Origin of the sequence: Phyllobacterium sp. LjRoot231 (genome assembly GCF_964253365.1) — a bacterium.
GTDB lineage: Bacteria > Pseudomonadota > Alphaproteobacteria > Rhizobiales > Rhizobiaceae > Phyllobacterium.
The window spans coordinates 103,354-127,122 of the sequence record NZ_CAXUQT020000001.1 but is presented as its reverse complement, the minus strand read 5'-3'; the positions used below and the strand labels follow the sequence as shown (position 1 = coordinate 127,122).

The following is a 23,769-nucleotide window of genomic DNA, read 5'->3' as shown; positions in this document are numbered from 1 at the left end:
TCATCTCCATTGTTTATTTCCCCTCAGCGGAGGACGGATGGAGATACGGAAGGTTGGCGATTTAAGTTTCAGGCGCCATAAAAAATAAGGAGGCGCTAGATTTTGCGCACGATGCCCGCAGCGACAATCGGGCCGGTTGGCACGCCGCCTGGCGCGCCTCCAACAGGTTCTACCGTCAGCGCCAATGTCGTTCCATCACGCAACTTGGCGAGTAATGGCGACGATAGGTTAAACTCCGTCACTTGCGGCGAAACCATCAGGCCAAGCGAGACAGGCGCTTCGTTTCCGGCAATCAGCCAAAGTTCGAGCGAGCGGTCCTTTGGCATATCGCCGCTGACTACGGTGATTTTCAGCTTCTTGGTTTGGTCATCAAAAATCGCCAGCGTATGGACGGGACTACCTTGCACTTCCATCGATGCGACCAGTTGCTCGCTCGTCCGAGCAGGGCGCTGAATCAAATCACGGCCGATGCCGATCACGGCAAAAGCGAGCGCAGCGAACGCGAGCCCGCGCCAAAAAGCAATATTATTCCAGAACGACGCGTTGGCGGCCACTTCAATGGCAAAGAGACGCTGATCGATCCGGCTTTTCAGGTGTTGCGGTACGGCCGCCGCATCGAACTCGTCATTGAGAGGGTCGAATTGTCTTTGCCAGCGCGCAACGAGCAGGGCGAATGACTTGTCCGTTTCGATACGGCGCGCAACTTCCCGGCGCTCCTCCTCGGGGAGCACGCCCAACACATATTCGGCAGCGACGAAATCGTCGCCTTCCGGCGTTGTGTTGTCATCGGGTTCGATCGGGCTCATCCCTCCAGGCATTCCTTCAGTTTTATCAGGCTGCGGCGCAGCCAGGTCCTCATTGTATTCAACGGCACATTATGGCGGCTGGCCAGTACTTCGTAACTGTCGCCATTCAGGTAGGCGCCGCGGACAGCCGCTGCTCTGTCTGCCTCAAGCTGGCCGAGACAATCATAGATGCGTTGCGCTTCCCCACTAGCAACCGCAGCCTGTTCGGGATTGGGTGACGGTTCGGAAACTTCTGCGGCCTGATCCAATTCGACCGCTGCAGGTTTGCGTGACCGCAGTACGTCAATGCAGTGATTGCGAGCGATCGCGACAAGCCATGAAATAGGACTGGTGTCAGCGACGGCGAATCGATCTGCCTTGTTCCAAATCTTGACGTAGATGTCTTGTAACGCGTCTTCTGCTTCCGTTCGGTTACCCAAGACACGCAGGCACACGCCAAAAAGTTTCGCGCTTGTGGACCCGTATAGCGCATCGAATGCCGAGCGGTCTCGCAACGAGACTCGCGAAATCAGCTCCGATATGCCTTCAGGCGTCATACAAATGGCGTTTCCAGCTTTTATTTCCGATTTAAATCTGCCGACTGGACGAACTGTCAATGCCGAGACGCTAAAAACGTTGGCATAGAGCCTAAATCATGTTTGCCCGAAACCGTCTTTAACGCTAAGAACGCCCCGTCCTTCCCAAGCTGGAGCTTGCGCATGTCCTCCACATCCGACGCTGATCACACTGCCGAAATACAGGCAAGTCTGCTTTCCGCTGCTCTTCCCTATATGCAGCGCTATGAAAACAAGACCGTCGTCGTAAAATATGGCGGCCATGCCATGGGCGACGCGGCTCTGGGTAAGGCCTTTGCCCGCGATATCGCGCTTCTCAAGCAGTCTGGCATCAATCCTATCGTCGTTCATGGAGGTGGACCGCAGATCGCGTCAATGCTCGCGCGCATGGGCATCGAGTCGAAGTTCGAAGGCGGCCTGCGCGTAACCGACGCGAAGACGCTTGAGATAGTCGAGATGGTGCTCGCTGGTTCCATCAACAAGGAAATCGTCGCCCTGATCAATGCCGAGGGTGAATGGGCGATTGGCCTCTGCGGCAAGGACGGCAATATGGTCTTTGCCGAAAAGGCGAAGAAAACCATTATCGATCCCGATTCCAACATCGAGAAGATCGTCGACCTCGGTTTTGTCGGCGAACCTGTGGAAGTCGACCGGACGCTGCTTGATCTTCTCGCCCGTTCCGAGATGATCCCCGTGATTGCGCCGGTCGCACCTGGACGCGACGGCCACACCTACAATATCAATGCCGACACCTTTGCTGGCGCCATCGCCGGCGCGCTTGCCGCCTCTCGCCTGTTGTTCCTGACCGACGTTCCGGGTGTTCTCGACAAGGACAAGCAACTGATCAAGGAGCTTTCCGTGGCGCAGGCTCGGGCCTTGATCAAGGACGGCACCATATCCGGTGGCATGATCCCGAAGGTGGAAACCTGTATCGATGCGATCAATCGCGGCGTTGAGGGCGTTGTCATCCTGAATGGCAAGACACCTCATTCTGTCCTGCTCGAACTCTTCACGGAGCGCGGTGCAGGAACGCTGATCGTTCCGTGATCATTTCTTGAGATGATCGAGCGGGATTTTTCCCGGTCCCTTGATATTCTGCAGGACGAGCTGGGTATGCACATCACGCACACCCTTCAGCCGCATCAGCCGGTGCATGACGAAAGCATTGAGATCGTCCACGGTCGGCACCATGACGTGCAAAAGGAAATCGTGCTCACCGGTCATTGTCCAGCAAGACGAGACCTCGTCCATACGCTGGATTTCGGCGATAAAGCGCTCGGGAGAATCGTCGCTATGAGTGTTGAGACGCACCTGGATGAAAACCTCGACCATCAGGCCGATAGATCTTCTGTCAATGGTGGCTGCAAAACCTTGGATGACACCACTTTCCTGAAGTTGGTCGAACCGGCGGGCGCACGGCGTTGCCGATAGGCCAATCATCTGGGCGAGGTCAGTGATCGCAACGCGTCCGTTGCTTTGAAGAATCTGTAGCATCTTGATTTCGAAATCGCCAAATTGAGATGAAGTCACTCGAAATTCTCCAAACTATCTAACAATCCACTCATAATGATGCGCAACTGAGCTGATTAAGTCAAATCCTCTTATTTTCTCATCGTATCCTTCTGCAAAGGCAAGAAATTGAGGAGGAAGCCATGACGATCAGCGTTGAAGCCTATGCGCGCGAATGTGCAGAGCAAGGACTGCGGGGTAATTACGCGGTCTGCCAGCCGGATTTCACCGTTGAGCAGAAATACGACTATTCGGATGAAGACCAGGAGGTCTGGCGCACCCTCTGTGATCGCCAGACGAAATTGACATCGAAACTTGCTCACCACAGCTATCTTGATGGCGTGGACGCTCTCGGTCTTCTCGATCGGATTCCGGATTTCCATGAGGTGAGTGAGCGACTTCATAAACTGACCGGTTGGGAAATCGTTGCCGTGCCCGGTCTGATTCCGAATGAGCCGTTTTTTGATCATCTTGCCAACCGGCGCTTTCCGGTGACGAACTGGCTGCGCAGCAAGAAGGAACTCGACTATATCGTCGAGCCGGATATGTTTCATGATTTCTTCGGCCACGTTCCTATCCTGAGCCAGCCGGTCTTTGCCGACTTCATGCAGCTTTACGGTGAGAAGGGTGGCGCGGCATCACGCATGGGCGGCGAGCAACTTGCGGCGCGGCTTTACTGGTACACGGCAGAATTTGGATTGATGCAGGAAGAGGGCGCACCGCTCAAAGCGTTCGGCGCGGGACTCATGTCGTCGTTCAGTGAATTGCAGTTTGCGGTAACAAGCCTAGACTCGCACCACGTTGCATTTGATCTGGAAACGGTGATGCGGACTGCGTATGAAATCGACAAGTTCCAGCGGGCCTATTTTGTTTTGCCATCCTTCGCTGCGCTGAGAGATGCATTTGAGAAAGCCGACATGGCGAAACTGATTGCGCGCTGGAGAGATGTTGAGCCATTGGATCCGGCAACGGTCTAAAGATAGCCAGCAACCGGCTGTTATAAACTGGTTGCCTCAGGCAGCACTTTTCATGCTCGACTGAATGAATACGCAATTGCGGCCATTGCGCTTGGCCTCGTAAAGTCTGCGATCGGCGATCTGAAAATGATCGGCAATCGTTCCGTTTGCCAGTCCCACGATGCCGCCGATACTGACACTCAGAGGAACACGCTCGTTTTCCGGCGTCCGAAATTCGATGCGATTCACGGCTGCCCGAATGGTTTCCGCAATGGACTTGACGTTGTTCTCATCGTCCGTCGCAAGGAAAACAGCAAATTCTTCGCCGCCGATACGCGCGGTACTGTCGTCCTTCCCTATACAGCCGGTAATACATTGCGCGATCGCCATCAACGCGCCATCGTCATTATAGTGGCCGTGCATATCGTTGATTTTCTTGAAATGATCCGCATCTATGATCAAGAGTGAACCAGTTCGTCTGGCGCGCGCATCCTCGATATAGTTGAAGAACGCTTCGCGGTTGAGCAGGCCCGTCATACTGTCACGCGATGACTTCTCGAACAGTTTCGCATTGGTGATCTCAAGCTCGTGCATGACCTGATTGAGCTTTTCCAGGGTCAGCCGTAATTTCTCCGACTGCCGAAAGACCATGAAGGAGATGGCTGGAGAAATCACCAGCGGACAGATGGTGGCGATCATATAGCCCCTTGTGTCGTGCATATCGTTGGCCATCATGATGGCTCCAGTGATCAACAAGGAGCACGTCACGGAAATAATCATAACCATTGCACATTTGAAGAGAATTCTGGACATCGGACCTCGAAGACAGCTCTTGACCAATACGAGGAACAGATGAAGCGGTTGTTAGTGAAAAATTTAAAAACGGTCGTAGTTCAGACTCTTTTCGTCTATTGATTCGGGAGCGAAACAGAATTTTCTGAATTTGCTTTTGCCCATCAGAAAACGGCGGAACCTTAATCGCGTATGACAAATCAACCTGAACCTTTGAATTTTGCCCATGTGACCGATTGGGTCTTCGATCTCGACAACACCCTTTATCCGCATCATTCCAATCTGTTTTCCCAGATCGATGTGAAAATGACGGACTATGTCGCTGATCTTCTGAAGCTGTCCCGTACCGATGCGCGACAGATGCAGAAGCAATTTTACAAGGATTATGGCACGACGCTCAAAGGGTTGATGGACCGCTACGACATCGATCCGGACGACTTTTTGCAGAAGGTCCACGACATCGATTATTCCTGGCTGGTGCCCGACCCTTCATTGGCCATCGCCATCCGGCAACTGCCTGGCCGCAAATTCATCTTCACCAATGGTGATCGCGGACACGCCGAGCGTGCCGCGCGACAGCTTGGCGTTCTTGATGAATTCGACGACATCTTTGATATTGTCGCCGCGGAACTGCTGCCGAAGCCTGCCCGCGAGACCTATGACCGCTTTCTTGCCCGGCACAAGATCGATGCGGCGAGCAGCGTCATGTTTGAAGATCTGGCGCGCAACCTCATCGTGCCGAAAGCTCTGGGCATGACGACGGTGTTGATCGTTCCGCACAATTTCGAACCGACATTCTCGGAAATCTGGGAGCGTGATCCTGGTCATACCGATCACGTCGACTATGTTACCGACAACCTCGCTTCGTTCCTCAGCGCCATTTTGCCGGGTCAGACGGCCCTGAATGAGCCTGCGTGAAACGTCAGGTCAGTTCGTAGAAGGTTTTGATAACCTCCCAGGCTTCCTCAGCATTATCGACGAAGGTTATCAACTCGCGATCTGAAGGCGAGATAACGCCCTGTTCGGCAAGGAAGTCAAAATTGATTGCCTTTTCCCAGAATGGCTTGCCAAACAGCAGGAAGGGAATGCGCTCCATACGTCCGGTCTGAATGAGAGTAAGAGCTTCAAACGTCTCGTCCATCGTGCCAAAGCCGCCCGGGAAGATTGCCATAGCCTTGGCACGCATCAGGAAATGCATCTTGCGAATGGCGAAGTAGTGAAAGTTGAAGCAAAGCTCCGGCGTCACATAGGCATTGGGCGCCTGTTCATGCGGCAGCACGATGTTGAGACCGATCGTTGGTGCACCGACATCGGCTGCACCGCGATTGCCTGCCTCCATCACACCGGGGCCGCCGCCAGTCACGACTACGAATTCACGGTTGTAGGTCGTTGACGAATAGATCGAACAAAGTTGAGCGAACCTGCGGGCTTCAGCGTAATAATGCGAGTTGGCTTCGAGGTTTTTCTTCTGCGTTTGGTTTTTTGCAGCCCAGGCAGCACCGCCCGGTTCCGGAATACGCGCCCCGCCAAACAGGACAACCGTTGAACGGATGCCACGTTCGGCGAGAGCCATCTCCGGCTTCAGCAATTCGAGCTGTAGCCGCACGGCACGGAGTTCACGGCGTGTCATGAAATCCGGATCGGCGAAAGCCAGGCGATAGGTATCCGATTGGGTCTGCGGCGTTTCCGGTGCGGTCTCCACGCGGCGCACAGCTTCGGAGGAATGTGAAAACGGCGTCCAGCTGTTTTTTTCATCAGTGTTCAATTGTTTTTCTCCTTCTGCGGACACTTATGGCGTTTAGAGACATAAAAATCGACTCGTCATCCAACAATGTGACGCTACGATTGACCCTCTCACAGACTTAACTTAGTAGCCCTACCATTAGAGCCTTTCATGCCTAAATAGAATCGTTCTGCCGGAGGGAATTTGTGGACAAGGTCGAGGGGTTTGGCGAGGCCGATGCCTTTCCATCGGACGACGCCGAAGCCCGATGGATTTGGCCCGAATTCACCCGGCCCACTGGTCGAACCGCATTTCTCTCGAAATGCGGATAATTCGACCAGCGGGTTTAACAGCTTGTTGGTTTGCCAAAGCAAACCAACGGCTGGGTTTCCGGCTGGCGGCCAACCACTTTGTCAGGCGGCTTCGTCCGATGGAAAGACATCGACCTCGCCACCTTCCGCGTGGATTGTCTCGCCATCCGGGAAACAGAACTGTTCTATTTAGGCGTGAAAGGCTCTAACCTTAACCGCCCGTTTAATGGAGTGATCTGAAAATGTCCAAGCCCGATCTGACCAGTCTCGAGAAGACGATCGACACGGCCTTCGAAGAACGCGATGCAATCAGCACCGAAACACGCGGCGAAATTCGGGAAGCGGTGGAGACCTCTCTTCTGTTGCTCGATAGCGGAGAAGCCCGTGTTGCAGAGAAGCAGGCGAATGGCGACTGGAAAGTCAATCAATGGCTGAAAAGGGCCGTCCTGCTTTCTTTCCGGCTCAACCCAATGGGCATTATCGAAGGTGGCCCCGGCGGTGCACCTTGGTGGGACAAGGTCCCATCGAAGTTCGACGGCTGGGGTGCGACTGAATTTGCCAAAGCAGGTATTCGCACCGTTCCGGGTGCGATTGTACGCCGCTCGGCCTATGTTGCTCCGGGTGCGATCCTGATGCCATCTTTCATCAATCTCGGCGCCTATGTCGATGAAGGGACAATGATCGACACATGGGTTGGGGTTGGTTCCTGCGCGCAGATCGGCAAGCATGTGCATCTTTCCGGCGGCGTCGGCATTGGGGGTGTTCTCGAGCCCATGCAGGCCGGACCGACGATCATTGAAGACAATTGCTTCATTGGCGCCCGTTCCGAAGTGGTCGAGGGCTGTATCGTTCGTGAAGGTGCAGTTCTTGGTATGGGCGTATTTATCGGTAAATCGACCAAGATTGTCGATCGCGCTACCGGTGAGATTTTTTATGGCGAAGTTCCCCCTTATTCGGTAGTCGTTGCAGGCACGATGCCCGGCAAGCCATTCCCCAATGGTGAGCCAGGTCCCAGTCTTTATTGTGCCGTGATCGTCAAGCGCGTCGATGAAAAGACTCGTTCGAAGACCTCGATCAACGAGTTGCTGCGCGACTGATCTCATAAAGGAGAGAGGGCTCTTGCTCCTCTTTCCTAAACCTTCATAGCACGAATTTCTTCGACCGAATGGCTGCGGATCGGCTTACCCTCCGCTTGTTTCACACAGGCAAACACCTTTAGCGTGAGCTGGGCGGCGATGTTTTTCTCGTCGGCCAATCGAACGATCACACCCTGCAGATAGTCGATCTCGGTTGCGCGTCCACGTGAAAAATCCTCCCACATGGAGGAACGGGCGTGGGGATTGATGGCGAGCATTTTGTGAGCAGCAAGGCGAAACAGGAAATTTGGCAGGCGGAGAATCCAGGGAAGAACGGCGGGCGGCGCTCCTTGCACTTTTGCCGGCGTGATACCGTGCGCTCTCATGACTTTGAGGGCTTCGCTCATCTGATCTGCCAGCAGAAGCCGCCACTTCCGATCTGCCAATTGCTTCACAAGCGGTAAGTTTGAAAGCGCGTTGAGAGCATTGTTGAGGTTCATCAACAGCTTGCCCCAAAGAATGCTTTGCATATTCGGATGCGCTTTGATGGCGAGCCCCGGAACTGAAAGAGCCTCTGCCAAACCGTCCAAAGTGTCATCAATGAGAATGGTCCCAGGCATTGTCCGCCTTACATTAAGCGGCGTTACCTCGGGTTCAGACTGAACGACGTTAAATGGAACCATCCCGGAGATCACGGGCGCTTCCGGTGGCAGATGTTGGCGCAGCGTTTCAGCATTTCCGACGCCGTTCTGCAGGCTGACCACAATGACCTTTGATGGCGCACACCCCGCTATCAGCTCGGCCATCTCTTCGGTTGCGCCGCTCTTGACGGTGACGAGAATGATATCGGCTTGCCGGAATGCGATCTCAGGATCGCTTGTCAGGGAAAATTGCTCGAGCTCGATCAGTTTTTCAGCTCCGTCGGGGTCAATGATTTTTAGACCCTCTTGCTGAAGTAGCTTCACCATCCGAGGTCGAACAAGCAAGGTTACTGCCTTGCCCGCCGCGGCAAGACAACCGCCTGCATAACACCCGATCGACCCTGCGCCGGCTATGACGATCCGGCTGTTACTTTCGATCATGTCGCTGGCCTCTGGTTGAGTTGCTTCCACCCATTAAATCAGAAGCACGAACTGCCATCCAGTACGTGACAGCATCGCGCTTTTCCATTATCGCTTTAGGCATGAAATCCTCGACAGATCCCGTACGAAATCTCGCCCAACTCATTGCATGTCCGTCGGTGACGCCAGCCGAAGGCGGTGCGCTGACAGCACTTCAAGCCATGCTAGCGCCACTTGGCTTTGCGGTGGAAAGGCCGGTCTTCAGCGAAGACGGTACACCGGATGTCGAAAATCTCTATGCTAGGCGTTCCGGTAATGGACCGCATCTGATGTTCGCCGGCCACACGGATGTTGTACCCGTCGGCGACGAGGCGGCCTGGACCTATCCGCCATTTTCGGCAGCAACGCACAATGGCGAAATGTATGGGCGCGGCGCTGTCGACATGAAGGGTGGCATTGCCTGCTTTGCTGCGGCTGTAGGACGTTATCTTGAGAAAAATCGGGAACTCAAAGGTTCGATATCCTTCCTGATTACCGGGGACGAGGAAGGTCCTTCCATTAATGGTACCGGCAAGCTGCTGGAATGGGCCAAGGCGAAAGGCGAGAGTTGGGATGCGGCGATTGTTGGCGAGCCGACCAATCCGGACAAGCTCGGCGACATGATCAAGATCGGCCGCCGCGGCTCACTGTCGGGCACCATCGTCGTTCAGGGCGTACAAGGCCACGTGGCCTATCCGCACCTCGCCGACAATCCTGTTCGGGGGCTGGTGACGCTGGTTGATAGCCTGCTCTATCCCGCTTTCGACAAGGGAACCAAGGACTTCCAGACCACCAATCTCGAAATCACGACCATCGACGTCGGCAATCCGGCGGTGAACGTCATTCCGGCCAAGGCGACGGCGACATTCAACGTTCGCTTCAACGACACCTGGACAGATGAGACCTTGATGGCCGAGATTCACAACCGTCTCGACAAGGCCGCCGGTCGTCGCAAGCTGCGTCCTGGCAAGAAGGCACCGGTAAACTATGAACTGATCTGGCGAGATCGGCCAAGTCACGTCTTTCTTACGCGCGACGAAAAATTGATCGGGACTTTGACCTCGTCAGTCGAAGCGATAACCGGAAAGCGACCGCAACTTTCCACCTCCGGCGGCACGTCCGATGCCCGGTTTATCAAGGACTACTGCCCGGTGGTCGAGTTTGGACTTGTAGGCCAGACGATGCATATGGTTGACGAGCGGGTGGCGATTGCCGATCTTGAAATACTGACACAAATCTACGAACGCTTTATCGCGGATTTTTTTGCATGAATACGAGTGATATGCCGGATTTTGATGAGGTTCAGCGATATCTGTGGGGCGCATGGCGGATGATGAATGGTCATGCCGATGGGCTTGATCAACTCGATTTTTCCGAAGATGGCTTTTGGCAGTCATTTCATGCCATTACGATTTCCCTGCCGCCGCTCATCCTGGGCTGGATTATCTTCGCTAACGACATGATCACACTGCAACCGGAAACGGGCAATCGCTTTTCCATCATGGGCCGTGTGGCGTTTGTCGATCTTGCATCGTGGGTGATACCGCTGGTCGTTCTCGCCCTCAGCGCCCGGCGGCTCGGTCTCAACAAGCGTTTCAGCCCCTATGTCGTCGCAAGCAACTGGGGAACCGCGATTGGCGCATGGCTTATGGTGCCCGCAACGCTGGCACGGCTACTGCTGCCCGGTTGGCCAGCTTTGGCAACAGGTTTTGGCCTCGTGCTTTATGGGGGCATCATGTACCTGACCTACCGGTTGACGCACGTCGCGCTGAAAAAATCCCATGCCTATACGGCCGCATTCTTCGCGGCGATGGTAATCGGCTCGCTCTTTCTGATGATCCTGCTTCAAAATATACTAGGAATTTCCCTGCCCGAGCCGGTGATGATGAGATAGTCGACGCCGATGAGATAAAGACCGTAAGGAGGCGCAACAGGTCCGCACGCCTTGCGATCGCGCGCGTCAAGCGCAGCGGTGACATCATCCGCATCCCAACGCCCGCAACCGACTTCATTGAGCGTTCCAACAAAGGAGCGGATCTGGTTGTGCAGGAATGACCGCGCGGAAGCCCTGATCTCGATGATTTCACCGCTGCGCGAAACGCTCAAATAATCGAGCGTTTTCACCGGGCTCTTTGATTGGCATTGAGTCGCGCGAAACGTAGTGAAATCATGTGTACCAATGAGCCGTTGTGCAGCCTCATGCATGGCTTTTTCGTCGAGCGGTTTCTTCACCCACCATGCCCGGTGCATTTCGAGCGGCGCGGGAGGCCTGCGGTTGATGATGCGATAAAGATAGTGCCGTCCCGTCGCCGAAAACCGCGCATCGAAATTGCTTCCGACGAGTTCGACATTGATGATGCCGACGGTTTCCCCGGCGATGACCAGATGGGCATTCAACGCCTCGCGCACCTTCGAACTGCTCCAGTCTTTCGTCAAATCCACATGCGCGATCTGCGCCGTCGCATGCACGCCGGAATCGGTGCGGCCGGCAGCGCCAAGCGCAACGGTTTCGCCGCAAAACTTGAAAATAGCCTGCTCGATGGCAGCCTGAACGGTGTGGCCATTCTCTTGGCGTTGCCACCCGGCATAGCCGGTACCGTCATACTCGATGGTCAGCTTGTAGCGAGGCACTTAGGTCTTGCCGTTCATGGCAGGCGCATTCCCTGTGCGATCTTGGCGCCTCGTTGGAACTCCTGTCCATCCATGACCTTGCCGCCTGCGCGCTGTAATGAGCGCAGGCGAACGGCACCTTCACCGCAGGCAATGCGCAGATCGTCACCAAGCACGGTTCCAGGATCGCCGACGCCGGTTGCCAGGATCGAGCGCAGCAGCTTGACCCGCTCGAGATTTTCACCGATTTCCATCTCGCACCAGGCACCGGGGAAAGGCGCAAGGCCGCGAATGCGATTGTGAGCATCGATGGCAGGCTGCGTCCAGTCGATGCGGGTTTCCGCCTTGGTGATCTTGGAGGCATAAGTGACGCCGTCTTCGGACTGCGGCGTCAATGTAAGGCTGTCGCGCTCCAGAGCTGCCATCGCGCGGACCATCAGATCGGCGCCTGCCATGCTGAGCTGGTCGTGCAACTCGCCCGCAGTCATATCGGCTGTGATCTTTACCTTCTCGGCCATGGCCACAGGACCGGTATCAAGACCTTCGTCCATTTTCATGATCATGATGCCGGTCTCGAGATCACCGGCCATGATCGCGCGCTGAATAGGCGCCGCTCCACGCCAACGCGGCAGCAGCGAAGCGTGGCCATTATAGCAGCCAAGCCGCGTGCCTTCGAGAATTGCGGCAGGCAAGATAAGCCCATAAGCCACAACGACCGCAACATCGGCCTGGAGATCGCGAAACGCTTGTTGCTCCTCTTCAGATTTCAGGCTCTTCGGCGTGCGCACTTCGATGCCGAACTGTTCGGCGTTACGATGTACCGCGGAAGGCGTCAGCTCCAGCCCGCGCCGTCCTGCTGGGCGCGGCGGCTGGCTGTAGACAGCTACAATCTCGTGCCCCTGGCCGATCAAGGCGTTAAGGATGGGCACCGAGAATTCCGATGTTCCCATGAAGACAATGCGCAAACTCATCTGTTCACACCGCCAGCCGGCCTGGCGGGCGGTCCTTGGCGAGTTTCTTGAATTTCTTGACCACCATCTCTCGTTTCAACCGCGAAATGTGATCGATGAACAGGACGCCGTTCAAGTGGTCGATCTCGTGCTGCAGGCAAGTGGCCAACAGCCCTTCTGCGGCAACCTCGTGCTGCTTGCCATCGATATCGACATAGGAAACGCGCACTTGTGCCGGGCGCTCGACTTCCGCGTAATAGTCAGGGATGGACAGGCAGCCTTCCTCATACACATTGCGCTCATCGCTCGACGACAATATCTGCGGATTGATGAAAATCTGTGGTGCCTTGGGTTCGTCTTCCTTGGCGAGATCGATCACCAGCATCCGCAGCGGTTCGCCCACTTGAATGGCTGCAAGGCCGATACCTGGCGCATCATACATGGTGTCCAGCATATCGGTGGAAAACTTCCGTAAATCGGCGTCGAAGCGCTCCACAGGTTTTGACACCTGACGCAGTAGCGGATCTGGGAGAATGACAAGTGGTTTGATAGACATGAGCATCACCTAATATCTCGGCTTTCAACCGTCAATCCGATGTGAAAACCAATTGTAAAAATGTTCTCGTTTTGATCTCACATTTGCCATCCGAATCGGTTAGTCTGCACAATATGGAAACGTCAATTTCTCTAAATCAAACGCTGTTCCAGCTCGGCTCGAGCTCCGTATCTCTGGGCACGGCATTGCTTGCGGCGGCCGTCGCAGTGGCACTTATAGTGGTCTTCGCTGTCATTGCAGTGTCACGCTCGACGCGGATGCGGATGGTTGCCGAGATCCAGGCAGAAGACCGTGCACGCGATGCCGAAGTGCGCATGGGCGAGATTCTGAAAAGCCAAGCGGAAATGCAGGGCCGCATGCAGACCATGGCCGAGCTATTCGGCTCGCGGCAGGCCGAACTCAATCAGTCGATTCGCGAACGGCTTGATGGCATGACCAGTCGTATCGGCCAGACCATGACGGAGCAGACGCAATCAACGCACGAAAATCTGGCGAAGTTGCAGGAGCGGCTGGCGGTTATCGATACGGCGCAGAACAATATCCAGGCCCTCGCCGGTCAGGTAGTGCAACTGCAGGCTATCCTTGCCAACAAGCAGACGCGCGGTGTCTTTGGCCAAGCCCGGATGGAGGCAATCATCGCTGATGGCCTGCCGCAAGGCGCATACGAGTTTCAGGCAACACTATCCAACGGCAGCCGGCCGGATTGCGTCGTGCGTATGCCGAACGGTGCGCCCAATCTCGTCATTGACGCAAAGTTTCCGCTGGAGGCATGGAATGCCATTCGCGAGTCGGAAAGTCCGGAAGGCAAAAAGATAGCAGTTGCTCAGTTCCGCCGTGATGTGGAGATCCACATTCGTGATGTCGCCGAAAAATATCTGATCAACGGTGAAACACAGGATACGGCGTTTCTTTTCGTGCCGTCGGAATCGATTTTTGCCGAAATTCACGAGAATTTCGAAGCCGTAGTGCAAAAGGCGCATCGTTCGCGCATCGTCATCGTCTCGCCGTCGCTGCTCATGCTTTCCATCCAGGTCATTCAGGCCGTGCTCAAAGACGTGCGCATGCGCGAACAGGCGCACCTCATACAAGGCGAAGTCATAAGGCTGATGGAGGATGTGGGCCGCCTTGACGATCGCGTGCGCCGCCTGCAGACGCATTTCGGTCAGGCCAACAAGGATATCGATGACATTCTTGTTTCATCTAGCAAGGTGACCAAGCGTGGTCAAAAGATCGAGGCGCTGGAATTCGCCGAAGCGCCGGTCGGCGAAGTTGTCAAAGACCCGGATGTTTGCCGGTCTGCTGCTTCGGCGACAGGACAGTTGCGCTTGCGGGTGGTTGAGGGCGACGACTAGGCGGTTCGTTTTTCATTTCGCCGGACCTCCCGCACGTTTTGAATTGTTTTGCCATCGGGTCCTGAACACAACTGCGTATCTGACAAAGTTGCGGCAGCAAATGGTCGGAATGGCGCTAGCGGGATCGTTGTTCATGCGCTAACCCTGCCTCAAATAGCGCAGGGCATTATGGCTGATTTCACAACTGAACATGCGATCTTCCTCGGTATCGACACGGGCGGCACCTATACGGATGCGGTGCTTTGGTCTGAGCAGCGCGGCGTTATTGCCAAGGCCAAGGCTCTGACGACACGGCATGATCTGAGCGTCGGCATTTCGGGTGCTGTTGAGCGCATCGTCGCTGAAGCGTCTGTCCAACCTGCCGACATACGGCTTGTTTCCATGTCGACAACGCTTGCGACCAACGCGCTGGTCGAGGGACAGGGCGGGCGCATTGCACTCGTCATGATCGGTTTTTCGGAAACGGACCTGGAAAAGGCTGATCTTGGCACGGCGCTTGGTTCGGACCCGGTAGTGTTCATTCCGGGTGGACATAATGTTTATGGTCGGGCACAGCCATTTGATACGAGCGCCTTGAGCGAGGCATTGCCGCAGCTAAAGCAAGAGGTAACTGGCTTTGCCGTCTGCGCATATTTTGCCGTGCGCAACCCTGAACATGAAATCGCAGTTCGCGATCTGGTGCGAAGAGAAACTGGTTTGCCCGTCACTTGCAGCCATGAACTGTCTGCGAAGCTCAATGGTCCGCGCCGTGCCTTGACCACTGTCCTCAATGCCCGTCTCATCGCTATGATCGACCGGCTCGTGGCGGCAACGGAAGGCTTCCTCGACCGGAGTGGCATCCATGCGCCGCTTATGGTGGTGCGCGGTGATGGCGCACTTGTCTCTGCCGCCTTTGCCCGGCATCGGCCAATTGAAACCATATTGTCTGGACCCGCCGCCAGCCTCGTCGGCGCGCGGCATATGACGGGGCTCGATAACGCGATCGTCTCGGATATTGGTGGTACGACGACCGATGTCGCGGTTCTAGACAAGGGGCGTCCTCGGCTCGACCCTAATGGCGCCACCGTCGGCGGTTTCCGCACTATGGTGGAAGCGGTGGCAATGCGCACATTCGGTCTCGGCGGAGACTCGGAAGTGTCACTCGATGATAACGCTATGCTTCCAGGTATCAAGCTTGGTCCGAGACGGCTTGTGCCCTTGTCCCTGCTTGCCGCCAATCATGGCGCAATCGTTATTGATTATCTGGCACGACAGACAAAAACCGCCAATGCCGGTCGTCTTGATGGGCGTTTTGCGCTGTTGACCGGTGTGCCGGCGCGGATGGCATCTGGTCTAAGCAAGCACGAAGCCGAACTCTATGGACGGATCACGACCGAACCTCAGCCGCTTGACCGGCTCTTGAGTTCCATCTCACAGGCAACAACTGTCAATCGCCTTGTGGCGCGCGGGCTGGTTCATCTGTCGGGTTTTACGCCGTCGGACGCTTGCCACGTTCTCGGCCTTCAAAACAATTGGAACGTGGAAGCAGCACGCTATGGTGCCATTCTCTATGCCCGACGCAAGGATGGCGCGGGTCGTCCGCTGTGCGATACGCCCGAGGAAGTTTCCCACCGCACCTATGACGCCCTGATCCGGCGTTCGTCCGAAGTGGTACTCGAAACGGTCTTCGCCGAGGATGGGCTTGAAGGGCCAGAAACGGTCGCGAGCCCGTTGGTTCAGCGGGCACTTTCAGGCGCGAGAGGGATTGCCGGGGCAAGGCTCGATATAGACCGGCCATTAATTGGACTGGGCGCATCGGCACCAGTCTATTATCCAGCCGTTGGCGAGATGCTCGGCACAAAATGCATTGTCCCTGTTGACACTGATGTCGCCAACGCTTTGGGGGCTGTCGTTGGCCAAGTGCGCGTTTCGGTTGAAGCCCATATCAGCCAGCCGGCAGAGGGCCTATTCCGCGTCATGGCTGGCGAGGTGGTCAAGGATTTCCAGGTCGAAGAGGAATCGATATCCTTTGCCGAAACGACGCTGAAGTATCAGGTTGGGCAATTGGCGTTGGAAGCTGGAACCGATGAAGCGCAGATCAGCATTGCTCGCGACGTCAGCACCGCCACAGTCGAGGATCAACGGAAGTTCATCGAAGCAGTACTTGTAGCAACGGCCTCCGGCAGGCCCCGCATCGCGCATTAAAGCGTTCTTTCCAACAAGGCTTAAATTCTGTCGCTATTGAAGAATTGACTGGGAATGCTTCTGTGTGTTCAAGGGTAAGCCGACTGAAATTGTAAGGAACGAAACATGGTCGAGCGCATCGAGATCAACGGCTTGAAGGTCGCGAAGGAACTCCACGACTTCGTTGTCAATGAAGCTATCCCGGGCACGGATGTAGATGCGGCGACATTCTGGTCGGGCTTTGCGCGGATCGTCGAAGATTTGGCACCAAAAAACCGCGAACTCCTGCAAAAACGCGATGCGTTTCAGCAAAAGCTGGATGATTTTTACAAGCGCAAGCGCTACAGCGGATACAGCCAGGAAGAATACGAGACCTTCCTAAGGGAGATCGGCTACCTGCTGCCAGAAGGCGGGGCCTTCGCCGTTTCAACGAGCAATGTCGACCCGGAAATTGCTGTTGTCGCTGGTCCGCAGCTCGTCGTTCCGGTCATGAATGCCCGTTATGCGCTCAACGCCGCCAACGCGCGCTGGGGTTCGCTCTACGACGCGCTGTATGGCACGGACGCCATTTCGGACGAGGGCGGCGCTGAAAAGGGCAAGACGTTCAATCCCATTCGCGGTTCGAAGGTGATTGCCTGGGCCAAGGCGTTTCTCGATGACAGTGCTCCGCTCGATGGTGCGCACTGGGCTGACGTTTCCGGTTTGAGCATCGAAGATCATAGGCTCGTCCTGAAGGCCGATGGCAAGCCTGCTGCGCTCAACGACGAAGCACAGTTTGCCGGTTATCGCGGCGACGCAGTAGCCCCGACTGCGATCCTGCTCATCAAGAACGGTCTGCATGTCGAGATCGTTATCAATGCCAATCATCCAATCGGCCAGACTGATCCCGCCCACATTGCCGATATGCTGCTGGAATCGGCGCTGACCACAATCCAGGATTGTGAGGATTCCGTGGCCGCTGTCGATGCGGAAGACAAGGTCATCGTCTATCGCAATTGGCTCGGCCTGATGAATGGCGATCTTGAAGATACATTCGAGAAGGGCGGCAAGACCGTAACGCGCAAACTCAATGCCGACCGCGAATACACCGGCAAGGATGGCAAGCCGCTGACGGTGCCTGGACGCTCGCTCATGCTGGTGCGCAATGTCGGCCATCTGATGACCAATCCAGCCATTCTCGACAGAGAGGGCAACGAAGTTCCCGAAGGCATCGTGGACGCGGCGATTACCGCTTTGGCTGCTCTCCACGATATTGGGCCGAACGGTCGACACATGAATTCCCGCGCTGGATCCATGTATGTGGTCAAGCCAAAAATGCACGGTCCTGAGGAAGTCACCTTCGCCTCCGAGCTGTTCGGACGGGTCGAGACGCTGCTTGGCATGCAACCGAATACTATAAAGATGGGAATTATGGATGAGGAACGCCGCACCACGGTAAACCTGAAGGAAGCAATACGCGCCGCGAAGGAGCGCGTTGTCTTCATCAACACCGGCTTCCTCGACCGCACCGGCGATGAAATCCACACCTCGATGAAAGCCGGTCCGATGATCCGCAAGGGCGACATGAAGCAGGCCGCCTGGATTGGCGCCTACGAGAACTGGAACGTCGATATCGGTCTTGAATGCGGGCTTTCCGGCCATGCGCAGATCGGCAAGGGCATGTGGGCCATGCCCGACCTGATGGCAGCGATGCTCGAGCAGAAGATCGCCCATCCGAAAGCCGGTGCCAACACCGCCTGGGTGCCATCGCCGACCGCCGCGACGCTCCATGCCACGCATTATCACAAGGTCAATGTCGCCGAAGTCCAAGCCAGTTTGAAAAAGCGCGGCCGGGCGAAGCTCAGCGATATTCTGTCCGTACCCGTCATCTCCCGCCCTAACTGGACACCCGAAGACATCCAGCGCGAACTCGATAACAATGCTCAAGGGATTCTCGGTTATGTCGTGCGGTGGGTCGATCAGGGTGTCGGCTGTTCCAAGGTGCCGGACATCAACAATGTAGGCCTGATGGAAGACCGCGCCACCCTGCGCATTTCTGCCCAGCATATCGCCAACTGGCTGCACCATGGCGTAGCAAGCGAGGCACAGGTGCTTGAGACGCTCAAGCGCATGGCGGCGGTCGTCGACAAACAGAACGCGGACGACCCGCTCTATCAGCCGATGGCAGTTGATTTCGACGGTTCGATCGCTTTTCAAGCCGCCTGCGATCTCGTTTTCAGAGGCCGCGAACAGCCAAACGGCTATACAGAGCCGGTCTTGCATCACCGCCGGCTTGAGGTGAAGGCGAAATCGGGCTCAGTCTAGGCCGGCTCGATGGCAAGCTACGTCAGATATCTTGTGTTCTTCACCGCTGTCATGACGTGGAACACTGTTCTGGCGGCAGAAAAACAGACACCGACAATCGAGATTGTCGACTGGGGGCTGACGAGCCCGAAAGAGGTCGGATCCGAAGTTTCACCCGATACGCCAACGGGGTTGAACCGGCTTGTAGAAGGGCCGGTAGGCGTTACCAGAACGACCAATATACACGCCTGCATCGGCACGAGTTTCGGTGTTCTTTACAGAACGTCAGATATCGGGGAAGCCGTTCTTCCTATCACGGTCGTGGTTTTCCATCCAATGATCAAAACACCGGACGGCCGGTCGATGGTGAAGAGCAGTTGGCCGGATAGTGCCACATCGCAGCGGCGATATGCCGGCTGGGTTTTCGAAAGAGACTTCGAGCTCGTCTCTGGTGCTTGGACGATCTCCCTGCGTGACCTGTCTGGCAACGAGCTGGCGTCAAAAAATTTCGATGTAACTGCAGGGAGCTGCCCGATTTCATAGCGCGATCGTTCTGATAGATTTGCAGATCAGCGAATGATGCCTAAGGACGCGACGAATGAGCCGGATGTTGGACGTTAGCTGTACGGTCGCGGCGCTTGTGATCGGTTCCCTGTTTGGCTGCAGCTTCGCGGTTGCTACGTCCACGGCTGATCTCTATCGAGCCCGAGCAGTTGTCTCGGGGCAAGGTGAAACGAATAGAGCTGTCGGCCTGGCGCGATGTCTGGAGGAAGTTCTCGTTAAAGTTTCCGGCGATCCACGCTTGATCGAAAACTCCAAGGCTGTTGCGCTTAGCCGGCGCGCCGCAGATTTTGTTGCCAGTTATGAGTACCGGGATCGGATGGCGGGCACTCCGATACATGATGAGCAGGGTTCCTACGACCGCCCCCATGACCTTACAGTGACCTTCGACGCGGCGAAGATCGATATGGCTTTGCGGACGCTCGGGCGCGCGCCATGGCTGTCGTCCCGACCTCGTGTCATCGTTTTTCTTGCAGTGCGCGGCAGGAAAGAAAAGTTCCCATTAGCCGGCGACAGCGGCCAAGCCCCCGATATGCGTACTTCGCTCGCCGAAGCAGCAGAGAAGGTCGGTTTGCCAATAGAGGTGCCAACTCAAGCGAAATTTACGCAATACGGTTGGAACGTCGATACGCTGCCTTCGGTTGATTATGCAAAGCTCGATGCTGCAGCCAAGGCAGGAAACGGCGATGTTGCGTTAGCTGGAACCTTAGCCTGGAGCGACAAGGCTCTCGGCTGGGTTGTCGACTGGCGAATAGGGTCGGAGGGAAAAGTCTATCAGTGGCAGGTTCGTGGAGTTGGCTTTGACGACGCATTTCGCAACGGGATGCGCGGAACAGTACAGGTGCTTTCGGGACACGGACAGCCGAAGTAGTGCGTTCGGGCAAGTCCAAGCGGCAGAACTTCAGACGAAGCTCACGCGCCCTACTTGTTTGCTGACTGATTCTTGTTTACGCGAGACACATGAAACTGCTTGCGCTCGATACCGCTGCCAATCTCTGCTCCGTTGCCGTTCTCGATGTCGAAACCGGGACTATACTGGCAGTGTCGAGCGAAGATATCGGTACGGGTCATGCCGAGCGGTTGATGGCTGCGATCGCGCAGGTGGTCGCCGCCGCCCAAATTTCCATCACCGAGATTGGGAAGATTGCCGTCAGCGTCGGACCGGGTTCATTTACCGGTGTCCGCGTTGGCGTATCGACAGCGCGCGGGTTCGCGCTCGCGCTGAAATGCCAAGCGGTGGGGATCAGCACACTTCAGGCGCTGGCCTATGACGCAGCCAAAGCATTTTCGGGCAGGCCAATTCTGTCGGTCATCGATGCGCGGCGCGACGAACTTTATGCACAGTTCTTTGGCGAGGATGGATCCGCGACATCGAAGCCAATGGTGACGACATTGCCAATGATTGTGCAACAATTGGAGGAACGAGGCGGCAAACATGTCCTCTCGGGTTCGGGCGCACCGCTCGTCGATGAAAAGCTGGATCAGCCACTCGACATCGCCGCGACGGCCGCGACAGGAAGCATCGAAGCCTTCGCCCGGCTTGGCGCATTGCGCATCGATGACGGCGAAGCGCCAAAGCCGCTTTATCTGCGCGGTCTTGATGTCAAGCAGCAGCAGGGCTTTGCGCTAAAAAGGAAGTTCGTCGAATGATCGGCTTTCCATTCGATAATATGCGATCGCCCTCTTTTGTCGTCGAAGCGCTTCTTCGGGCGGATGCGCCCCATCTCGCCGATATTCACGCAGGGACCTTCCGACAGCCATGGAGCGAAGACGACTTTCATGCGCTTATCGCGGACGACAATGTGTTTGGCTTTATCGCTCGGGAGGAGGGCAATCGCAGAGCTCGACCCGGTGGTTTCGTGTTGGCTCGGCTTATTCTGGACGAGGCGGAAATCCTCACTATCGCCGTTGCGCCCCAGTCACAACGCAAGGGATTGGGCCATGCTTTGATGGATGCAACGCTCCGTTACCTGCACAATGCGCGCGCGAGTATGCTGTTTCTCGAGGTCGATGAACTCAATATCCCGGCATTGGCGCTCTATCGCAGGCTTGGCTTCAAGCAGGTCGGGAAGCGACCGGGCTACTATGAAACGGCGGCAGGGCGCTCGGCTGCCTTGACGATGCGCCGTGATCTGAAGAAGAGCCGCTGAATGATTGCGTGGTTACGTTTTCTTGTCACGTCGGCGATGTTTGGCCTTGTCATTGCCTTCCTCGTGCCCTTGCAATTCATCTTTCTGAAGACCGGCTGGGGCCCGCGAGCGCTGACGCCAATCGTTTTTCACCGGATCGTGCGACGCCTCCTTGGCTTTCGCATCCGTGTCCATGGCGAGATGACAAAGGGGCGGCCACTTCTGTTGACGGCCAATCATTCCTCTTGGACGGACATAGTCATCCTTGGCTCCCTGCATGAGATGGCCTTTATCGCCAAGGCAGAGGTAGCGAATTGGCCGCTGTTCGGCATCCTGGCCAAGTTGCAGCGGACGGTGTTCGTCGAGCGGGAAAAACGCGGCAAGACCCATCATCAGGCCAGCGAAATCGCAACCCGGCTCGCTGGAGGCGACGCCATGGTGCTGTTCGCCGAGGGTACCACCTCCGATGGTAATCGCGTCCTTCCGTTCAAGACGTCGCTTTTTGGCGCCGCACAAGTGGCTATCCGTGATACCGGTGTTGAGACAGTTACGGTGCAGCCGGTGGCGATTGCCTATACGCGGGTTCACGGCATACCGATGGGGCGCGTTCACCGGCCGCTCGTTGCTTGGCCGGGTGATGTGCCACTCGGACCCAGTTTGATTGGACTTCTCAGGGATGGTGCTGTCGATGTGGATGTCTGGTTCGGCGAAACTGTTGTCATCGACGGGAAAAGCGATCGTAAGGCTCTCGCGCGGACGATGGAGGAACGGGTACGCGCAATGGTGCGCTCTTCGCTGATGGGGCGTGATCTTGTCAATCCCGCTGCAAAGAGCGACGAAGCTATTCTCAAAGACGCCAAAAAGCTTTAGAAGCCTGCCCATGGACGATATCAGCATCAATCATAAGCCGGACGAGACATCCGGCCCCCAGTCGCATTCACCCGCGTTTCCCAACACGCGCAAGGTTTATGTGAAAACCTATGGCTGCCAGATGAATGTCTATGACAGCCAGCGCATGACCGACAGCCTCGCGGCTGAAGGTTATAACCCGACCGATACAGCTGACGACGCCGATCTTGTGCTGATCAATACCTGTCATATCCGGGAAAAGGCCTCAGAAAAGCTCTATTCAGCTCTCGGCCGTTTGCGCAAGATGAAGGATGCGCGGGCAAAGGAAGGCCGCGAACTGACCGTGGGTGTTGCGGGCTGTGTCGCACAGGCCGAAGGTGACGAAATCACGCGCCGCGCTCCCGTTGTCGATCTGGTGGTTGGGCCGCAGACCTACCATCGGCTGCCACAAGCACTTGCCCGCGTCCGCCGGGGCGAGCGTGTCGTCGAGACCGAATATGCGATAGAAGACAAGTTCGAGCATCTGCCAGCGCCTGGGAAAGAGCAGACCAGAAGTCGTGGTGTGACGGCGTTTTTGACGGTACAGGAAGGTTGCGACAAGTTCTGCACCTTCTGCGTGGTTCCCTATACGCGCGGTTCGGAAGTTTCGCGCCCTGTCGCGCAAATTCTGAAAGAAGCCGAAAAGCTCGCCGATGCCGGCGTGCGTGAGTTGACCCTGCTTGGCCAGAACGTCAATGCCTGGCACGGCGAGGGAGTTGACGGCCGCGAGTGGGGCTTGGGCGAGTTGCTCTACCGTCTGGCCGAAATTCCGGGAATCGTGCGGCTTCGCTATATCACCAGCCATCCACGCGACATGGATGACGCACTGATCAATGCGCATCGCGATCTTGGTATGCTGATGCCCTACCTGCATCTGCCTGTTCAGTCCGGTTCGGACGGCATCCTGAAAGCGATGAACCGCAGGCATACCGCTGCGGATTATCTGCGTTTGATCGAGCGCATTCGTGCTGCCCGCTCCGATATCGCCCTTTCAGGCGACTTCATCGTGGGCTTTCCCGGCGAGACGGAAGAGGATTTCGAGGCGACGTTGCAAATCGTGCGCGATGTCACATACGCCGCGGCCTATTCGTTCAAATACTCGCCGCGTCCCGGAACGCCCGGTGCTGATATGGACAATCACGTCGAGGAAGCGGTTAAGGATGAAAGGCTCCAACGCCTGCAGGCTTTGCTCAGTGAGCAGCAATATGCGTTTCAGCGTAGCCTCGTTGGAAAGAGCATGGATGTACTGATTGAAAAGGCAGGAAGAATGCCCAGTCAGATGGTCGGACGATCTCCTTGGTTACAACCCGTAATTATCGATGTACACGGCGGTGGAATCGGCGACACTATCAATGTACGAATCATCGACACCGGTACCAACAGTCTGATTGGCATTCGGGAGATGAACTCGGCGAACAATGGGACTATATAAAAGGCTGAACACTTATTC

Annotated in this window: 24 protein-coding genes; 15 read left to right on the top strand and 9 right to left on the bottom strand. The window is 56.0% G+C overall.

Features of this window, described 5'->3' with window-relative positions; all coding sequences use genetic code 11:
• Positions 1-95: 95 nt before the first annotated feature.
• Both ACSQ3H_RS00615 and ACSQ3H_RS00610 read right to left on the bottom strand, forming a co-directional pair.
• Entirely contained in the window at positions 96-806 is a 711-nt protein-coding gene (locus tag ACSQ3H_RS00615; RefSeq protein WP_436115243.1) for an anti-sigma factor, read from the bottom strand.
• A complete protein-coding gene (locus ACSQ3H_RS00610; RefSeq protein ID WP_436115242.1) occupies positions 803-1,342 on the bottom strand; it encodes a sigma-70 family RNA polymerase sigma factor in 540 nt (179 codons plus the stop codon). Before ACSQ3H_RS00610 ends, ACSQ3H_RS00615 begins: the two co-directional genes overlap by 4 nt.
• Positions 1,343-1,504: 162 nt before the next feature.
• On the opposite strand from ACSQ3H_RS00610, the gene argB reads away from it, so the two are divergent.
• Positions 1,505-2,407, top strand: a complete 903-nt coding sequence (gene argB, locus ACSQ3H_RS00605; protein WP_436115241.1) for an acetylglutamate kinase — start codon at positions 1,505-1,507, stop codon at positions 2,405-2,407.
• Here the strand turns inward: argB and ACSQ3H_RS00600 are convergent, their stop codons facing one another.
• Entirely contained in the window at positions 2,408-2,854 is a 447-nt protein-coding gene (locus tag ACSQ3H_RS00600) for an Lrp/AsnC family transcriptional regulator (RefSeq protein ID WP_436119301.1), read from the bottom strand.
• A gap of 158 nt (positions 2,855-3,012) precedes the next feature.
• On the opposite strand from ACSQ3H_RS00600, the gene phhA reads away from it, so the two are divergent.
• Entirely contained in the window at positions 3,013-3,846 is an 834-nt protein-coding gene (gene phhA / locus ACSQ3H_RS00595) for a phenylalanine 4-monooxygenase (RefSeq protein ID WP_436115240.1), read from the top strand.
• Between the two features lie 36 nt (positions 3,847-3,882).
• On the opposite strand, the gene ACSQ3H_RS00590 is transcribed toward phhA, so the two are convergent.
• Positions 3,883-4,560: a GGDEF domain-containing protein gene (locus ACSQ3H_RS00590; protein WP_436115239.1), complete on the bottom strand. Its 678-nt coding sequence runs from the start codon at positions 4,558-4,560 to the stop codon at positions 3,883-3,885.
• 249 nt (positions 4,561-4,809) lie between these two features.
• Between ACSQ3H_RS00590 and ACSQ3H_RS00585 the strand changes: the two genes are divergently transcribed.
• The gene (locus tag ACSQ3H_RS00585; protein WP_436115238.1) at positions 4,810-5,535 is read left to right on the top strand and encodes a pyrimidine 5'-nucleotidase; all 726 of its coding nucleotides are present in this window, start codon (positions 4,810-4,812) and stop codon (positions 5,533-5,535) included.
• A gap of 4 nt (positions 5,536-5,539) precedes the next feature.
• Here ACSQ3H_RS00585 and ACSQ3H_RS00580 read toward each other — a convergent pair whose 3' ends face one another.
• Complete coding sequence (locus tag ACSQ3H_RS00580; protein WP_436115237.1) at positions 5,540-6,382, bottom strand: LOG family protein; 843 nt, start codon at positions 6,380-6,382, stop codon at positions 5,540-5,542.
• A gap of 511 nt (positions 6,383-6,893) precedes the next feature.
• Between ACSQ3H_RS00580 and dapD the strand changes: the two genes are divergently transcribed.
• On the top strand, positions 6,894-7,748 hold the full coding sequence (dapD, locus tag ACSQ3H_RS00575) for a 2,3,4,5-tetrahydropyridine-2,6-dicarboxylate N-succinyltransferase (protein ID WP_436115236.1): 855 nt from the start codon (positions 6,894-6,896) through the stop codon (positions 7,746-7,748).
• Between the two features lie 35 nt (positions 7,749-7,783).
• On the opposite strand, the gene ACSQ3H_RS00570 is transcribed toward dapD, so the two are convergent.
• Positions 7,784-8,809: a 2-dehydropantoate 2-reductase gene (locus ACSQ3H_RS00570; RefSeq protein ID WP_436115235.1), complete on the bottom strand. Its 1,026-nt coding sequence runs from the start codon at positions 8,807-8,809 to the stop codon at positions 7,784-7,786.
• Between the two features lie 101 nt (positions 8,810-8,910).
• On the opposite strand from ACSQ3H_RS00570, the gene dapE reads away from it, so the two are divergent.
• Together dapE and ACSQ3H_RS00560 are read left to right on the top strand one after the other, a co-directional pair.
• Entirely contained in the window at positions 8,911-10,098 is a 1,188-nt protein-coding gene (dapE, locus tag ACSQ3H_RS00565; protein ID WP_436115234.1) for a succinyl-diaminopimelate desuccinylase, read from the top strand.
• Complete coding sequence (locus tag ACSQ3H_RS00560) at positions 10,095-10,721, top strand: hypothetical protein (protein ID WP_436115233.1); 627 nt, start codon at positions 10,095-10,097, stop codon at positions 10,719-10,721. The genes dapE and ACSQ3H_RS00560 overlap by 4 nt, the downstream gene beginning before the upstream one ends.
• Here ACSQ3H_RS00560 and truA read toward each other — a convergent pair.
• From truA to def, 3 genes are read right to left on the bottom strand one after another with little or no spacing between them, the layout of a single operon-like run.
• Positions 10,673-11,458 (bottom strand): tRNA pseudouridine(38-40) synthase TruA, encoded by a 786-nt coding sequence (gene truA, locus ACSQ3H_RS00555; RefSeq protein ID WP_436115232.1) that lies wholly within the window; start codon positions 11,456-11,458, stop codon positions 10,673-10,675. The two genes, ACSQ3H_RS00560 and truA, sit on opposite strands and share 49 nt — an antisense overlap.
• Positions 11,459-11,472: 14 nt before the next feature.
• Positions 11,473-12,402 (bottom strand): methionyl-tRNA formyltransferase, encoded by a 930-nt coding sequence (gene fmt, locus ACSQ3H_RS00550; RefSeq protein ID WP_436119300.1) that lies wholly within the window; start codon positions 12,400-12,402, stop codon positions 11,473-11,475.
• A gap of 10 nt (positions 12,403-12,412) precedes the next feature.
• Positions 12,413-12,943, bottom strand: a complete 531-nt coding sequence (gene def / locus ACSQ3H_RS00545) for a peptide deformylase (protein WP_436115231.1) — start codon at positions 12,941-12,943, stop codon at positions 12,413-12,415.
• 113 nt (positions 12,944-13,056) lie between these two features.
• Between def and ACSQ3H_RS00540 the strand changes: the two genes are divergently transcribed.
• The 9 genes from ACSQ3H_RS00540 (at position 13,057) to miaB (ending at position 23,751) form a co-directional block, all read left to right on the top strand.
• A complete protein-coding gene (locus tag ACSQ3H_RS00540) occupies positions 13,057-14,295 on the top strand; it encodes a DNA recombination protein RmuC (RefSeq protein WP_436115230.1) in 1,239 nt (412 codons plus the stop codon).
• A gap of 168 nt (positions 14,296-14,463) precedes the next feature.
• A complete protein-coding gene (locus ACSQ3H_RS00535) occupies positions 14,464-16,479 on the top strand; it encodes a hydantoinase/oxoprolinase N-terminal domain-containing protein (RefSeq protein ID WP_436115229.1) in 2,016 nt (671 codons plus the stop codon).
• A gap of 105 nt (positions 16,480-16,584) precedes the next feature.
• Complete coding sequence (locus tag ACSQ3H_RS00530) at positions 16,585-18,762, top strand: malate synthase G (RefSeq protein ID WP_436115228.1); 2,178 nt, start codon at positions 16,585-16,587, stop codon at positions 18,760-18,762.
• 9 nt (positions 18,763-18,771) lie between these two features.
• Positions 18,772-19,284 carry a DUF3859 domain-containing protein gene (locus ACSQ3H_RS00525; protein WP_436115227.1) on the top strand — a complete coding sequence of 171 codons (513 nt, stop codon included), beginning with the start codon at positions 18,772-18,774 and terminating at the stop codon, positions 19,282-19,284.
• Positions 19,285-19,339: 55 nt separating this feature from the next.
• Positions 19,340-20,173 carry a DUF2066 domain-containing protein gene (locus tag ACSQ3H_RS00520; protein ID WP_436115226.1) on the top strand — a complete coding sequence of 278 codons (834 nt, stop codon included), beginning with the start codon at positions 19,340-19,342 and terminating at the stop codon, positions 20,171-20,173.
• An 89-nt stretch (positions 20,174-20,262) separates the two neighbouring features.
• The gene (gene tsaB / locus ACSQ3H_RS00515) at positions 20,263-20,952 is read left to right on the top strand and encodes a tRNA (adenosine(37)-N6)-threonylcarbamoyltransferase complex dimerization subunit type 1 TsaB (protein ID WP_436115225.1); all 690 of its coding nucleotides are present in this window, start codon (positions 20,263-20,265) and stop codon (positions 20,950-20,952) included.
• Entirely contained in the window at positions 20,949-21,452 is a 504-nt protein-coding gene (gene rimI / locus ACSQ3H_RS00510) for a ribosomal protein S18-alanine N-acetyltransferase (RefSeq protein ID WP_436115224.1), read from the top strand. The genes tsaB and rimI overlap by 4 nt, the downstream gene beginning before the upstream one ends.
• A complete protein-coding gene (locus ACSQ3H_RS00505; protein ID WP_436115223.1) occupies positions 21,453-22,301 on the top strand; it encodes a lysophospholipid acyltransferase family protein in 849 nt (282 codons plus the stop codon). It begins immediately after the preceding gene.
• A gap of 10 nt (positions 22,302-22,311) precedes the next feature.
• Positions 22,312-23,751, top strand: coding sequence for a tRNA (N6-isopentenyl adenosine(37)-C2)-methylthiotransferase MiaB (gene miaB / locus ACSQ3H_RS00500; protein ID WP_436115222.1), 1,440 nt, complete (start codon positions 22,312-22,314; stop codon positions 23,749-23,751).
• Positions 23,752-23,769: the final 18 nt, after the last annotated feature.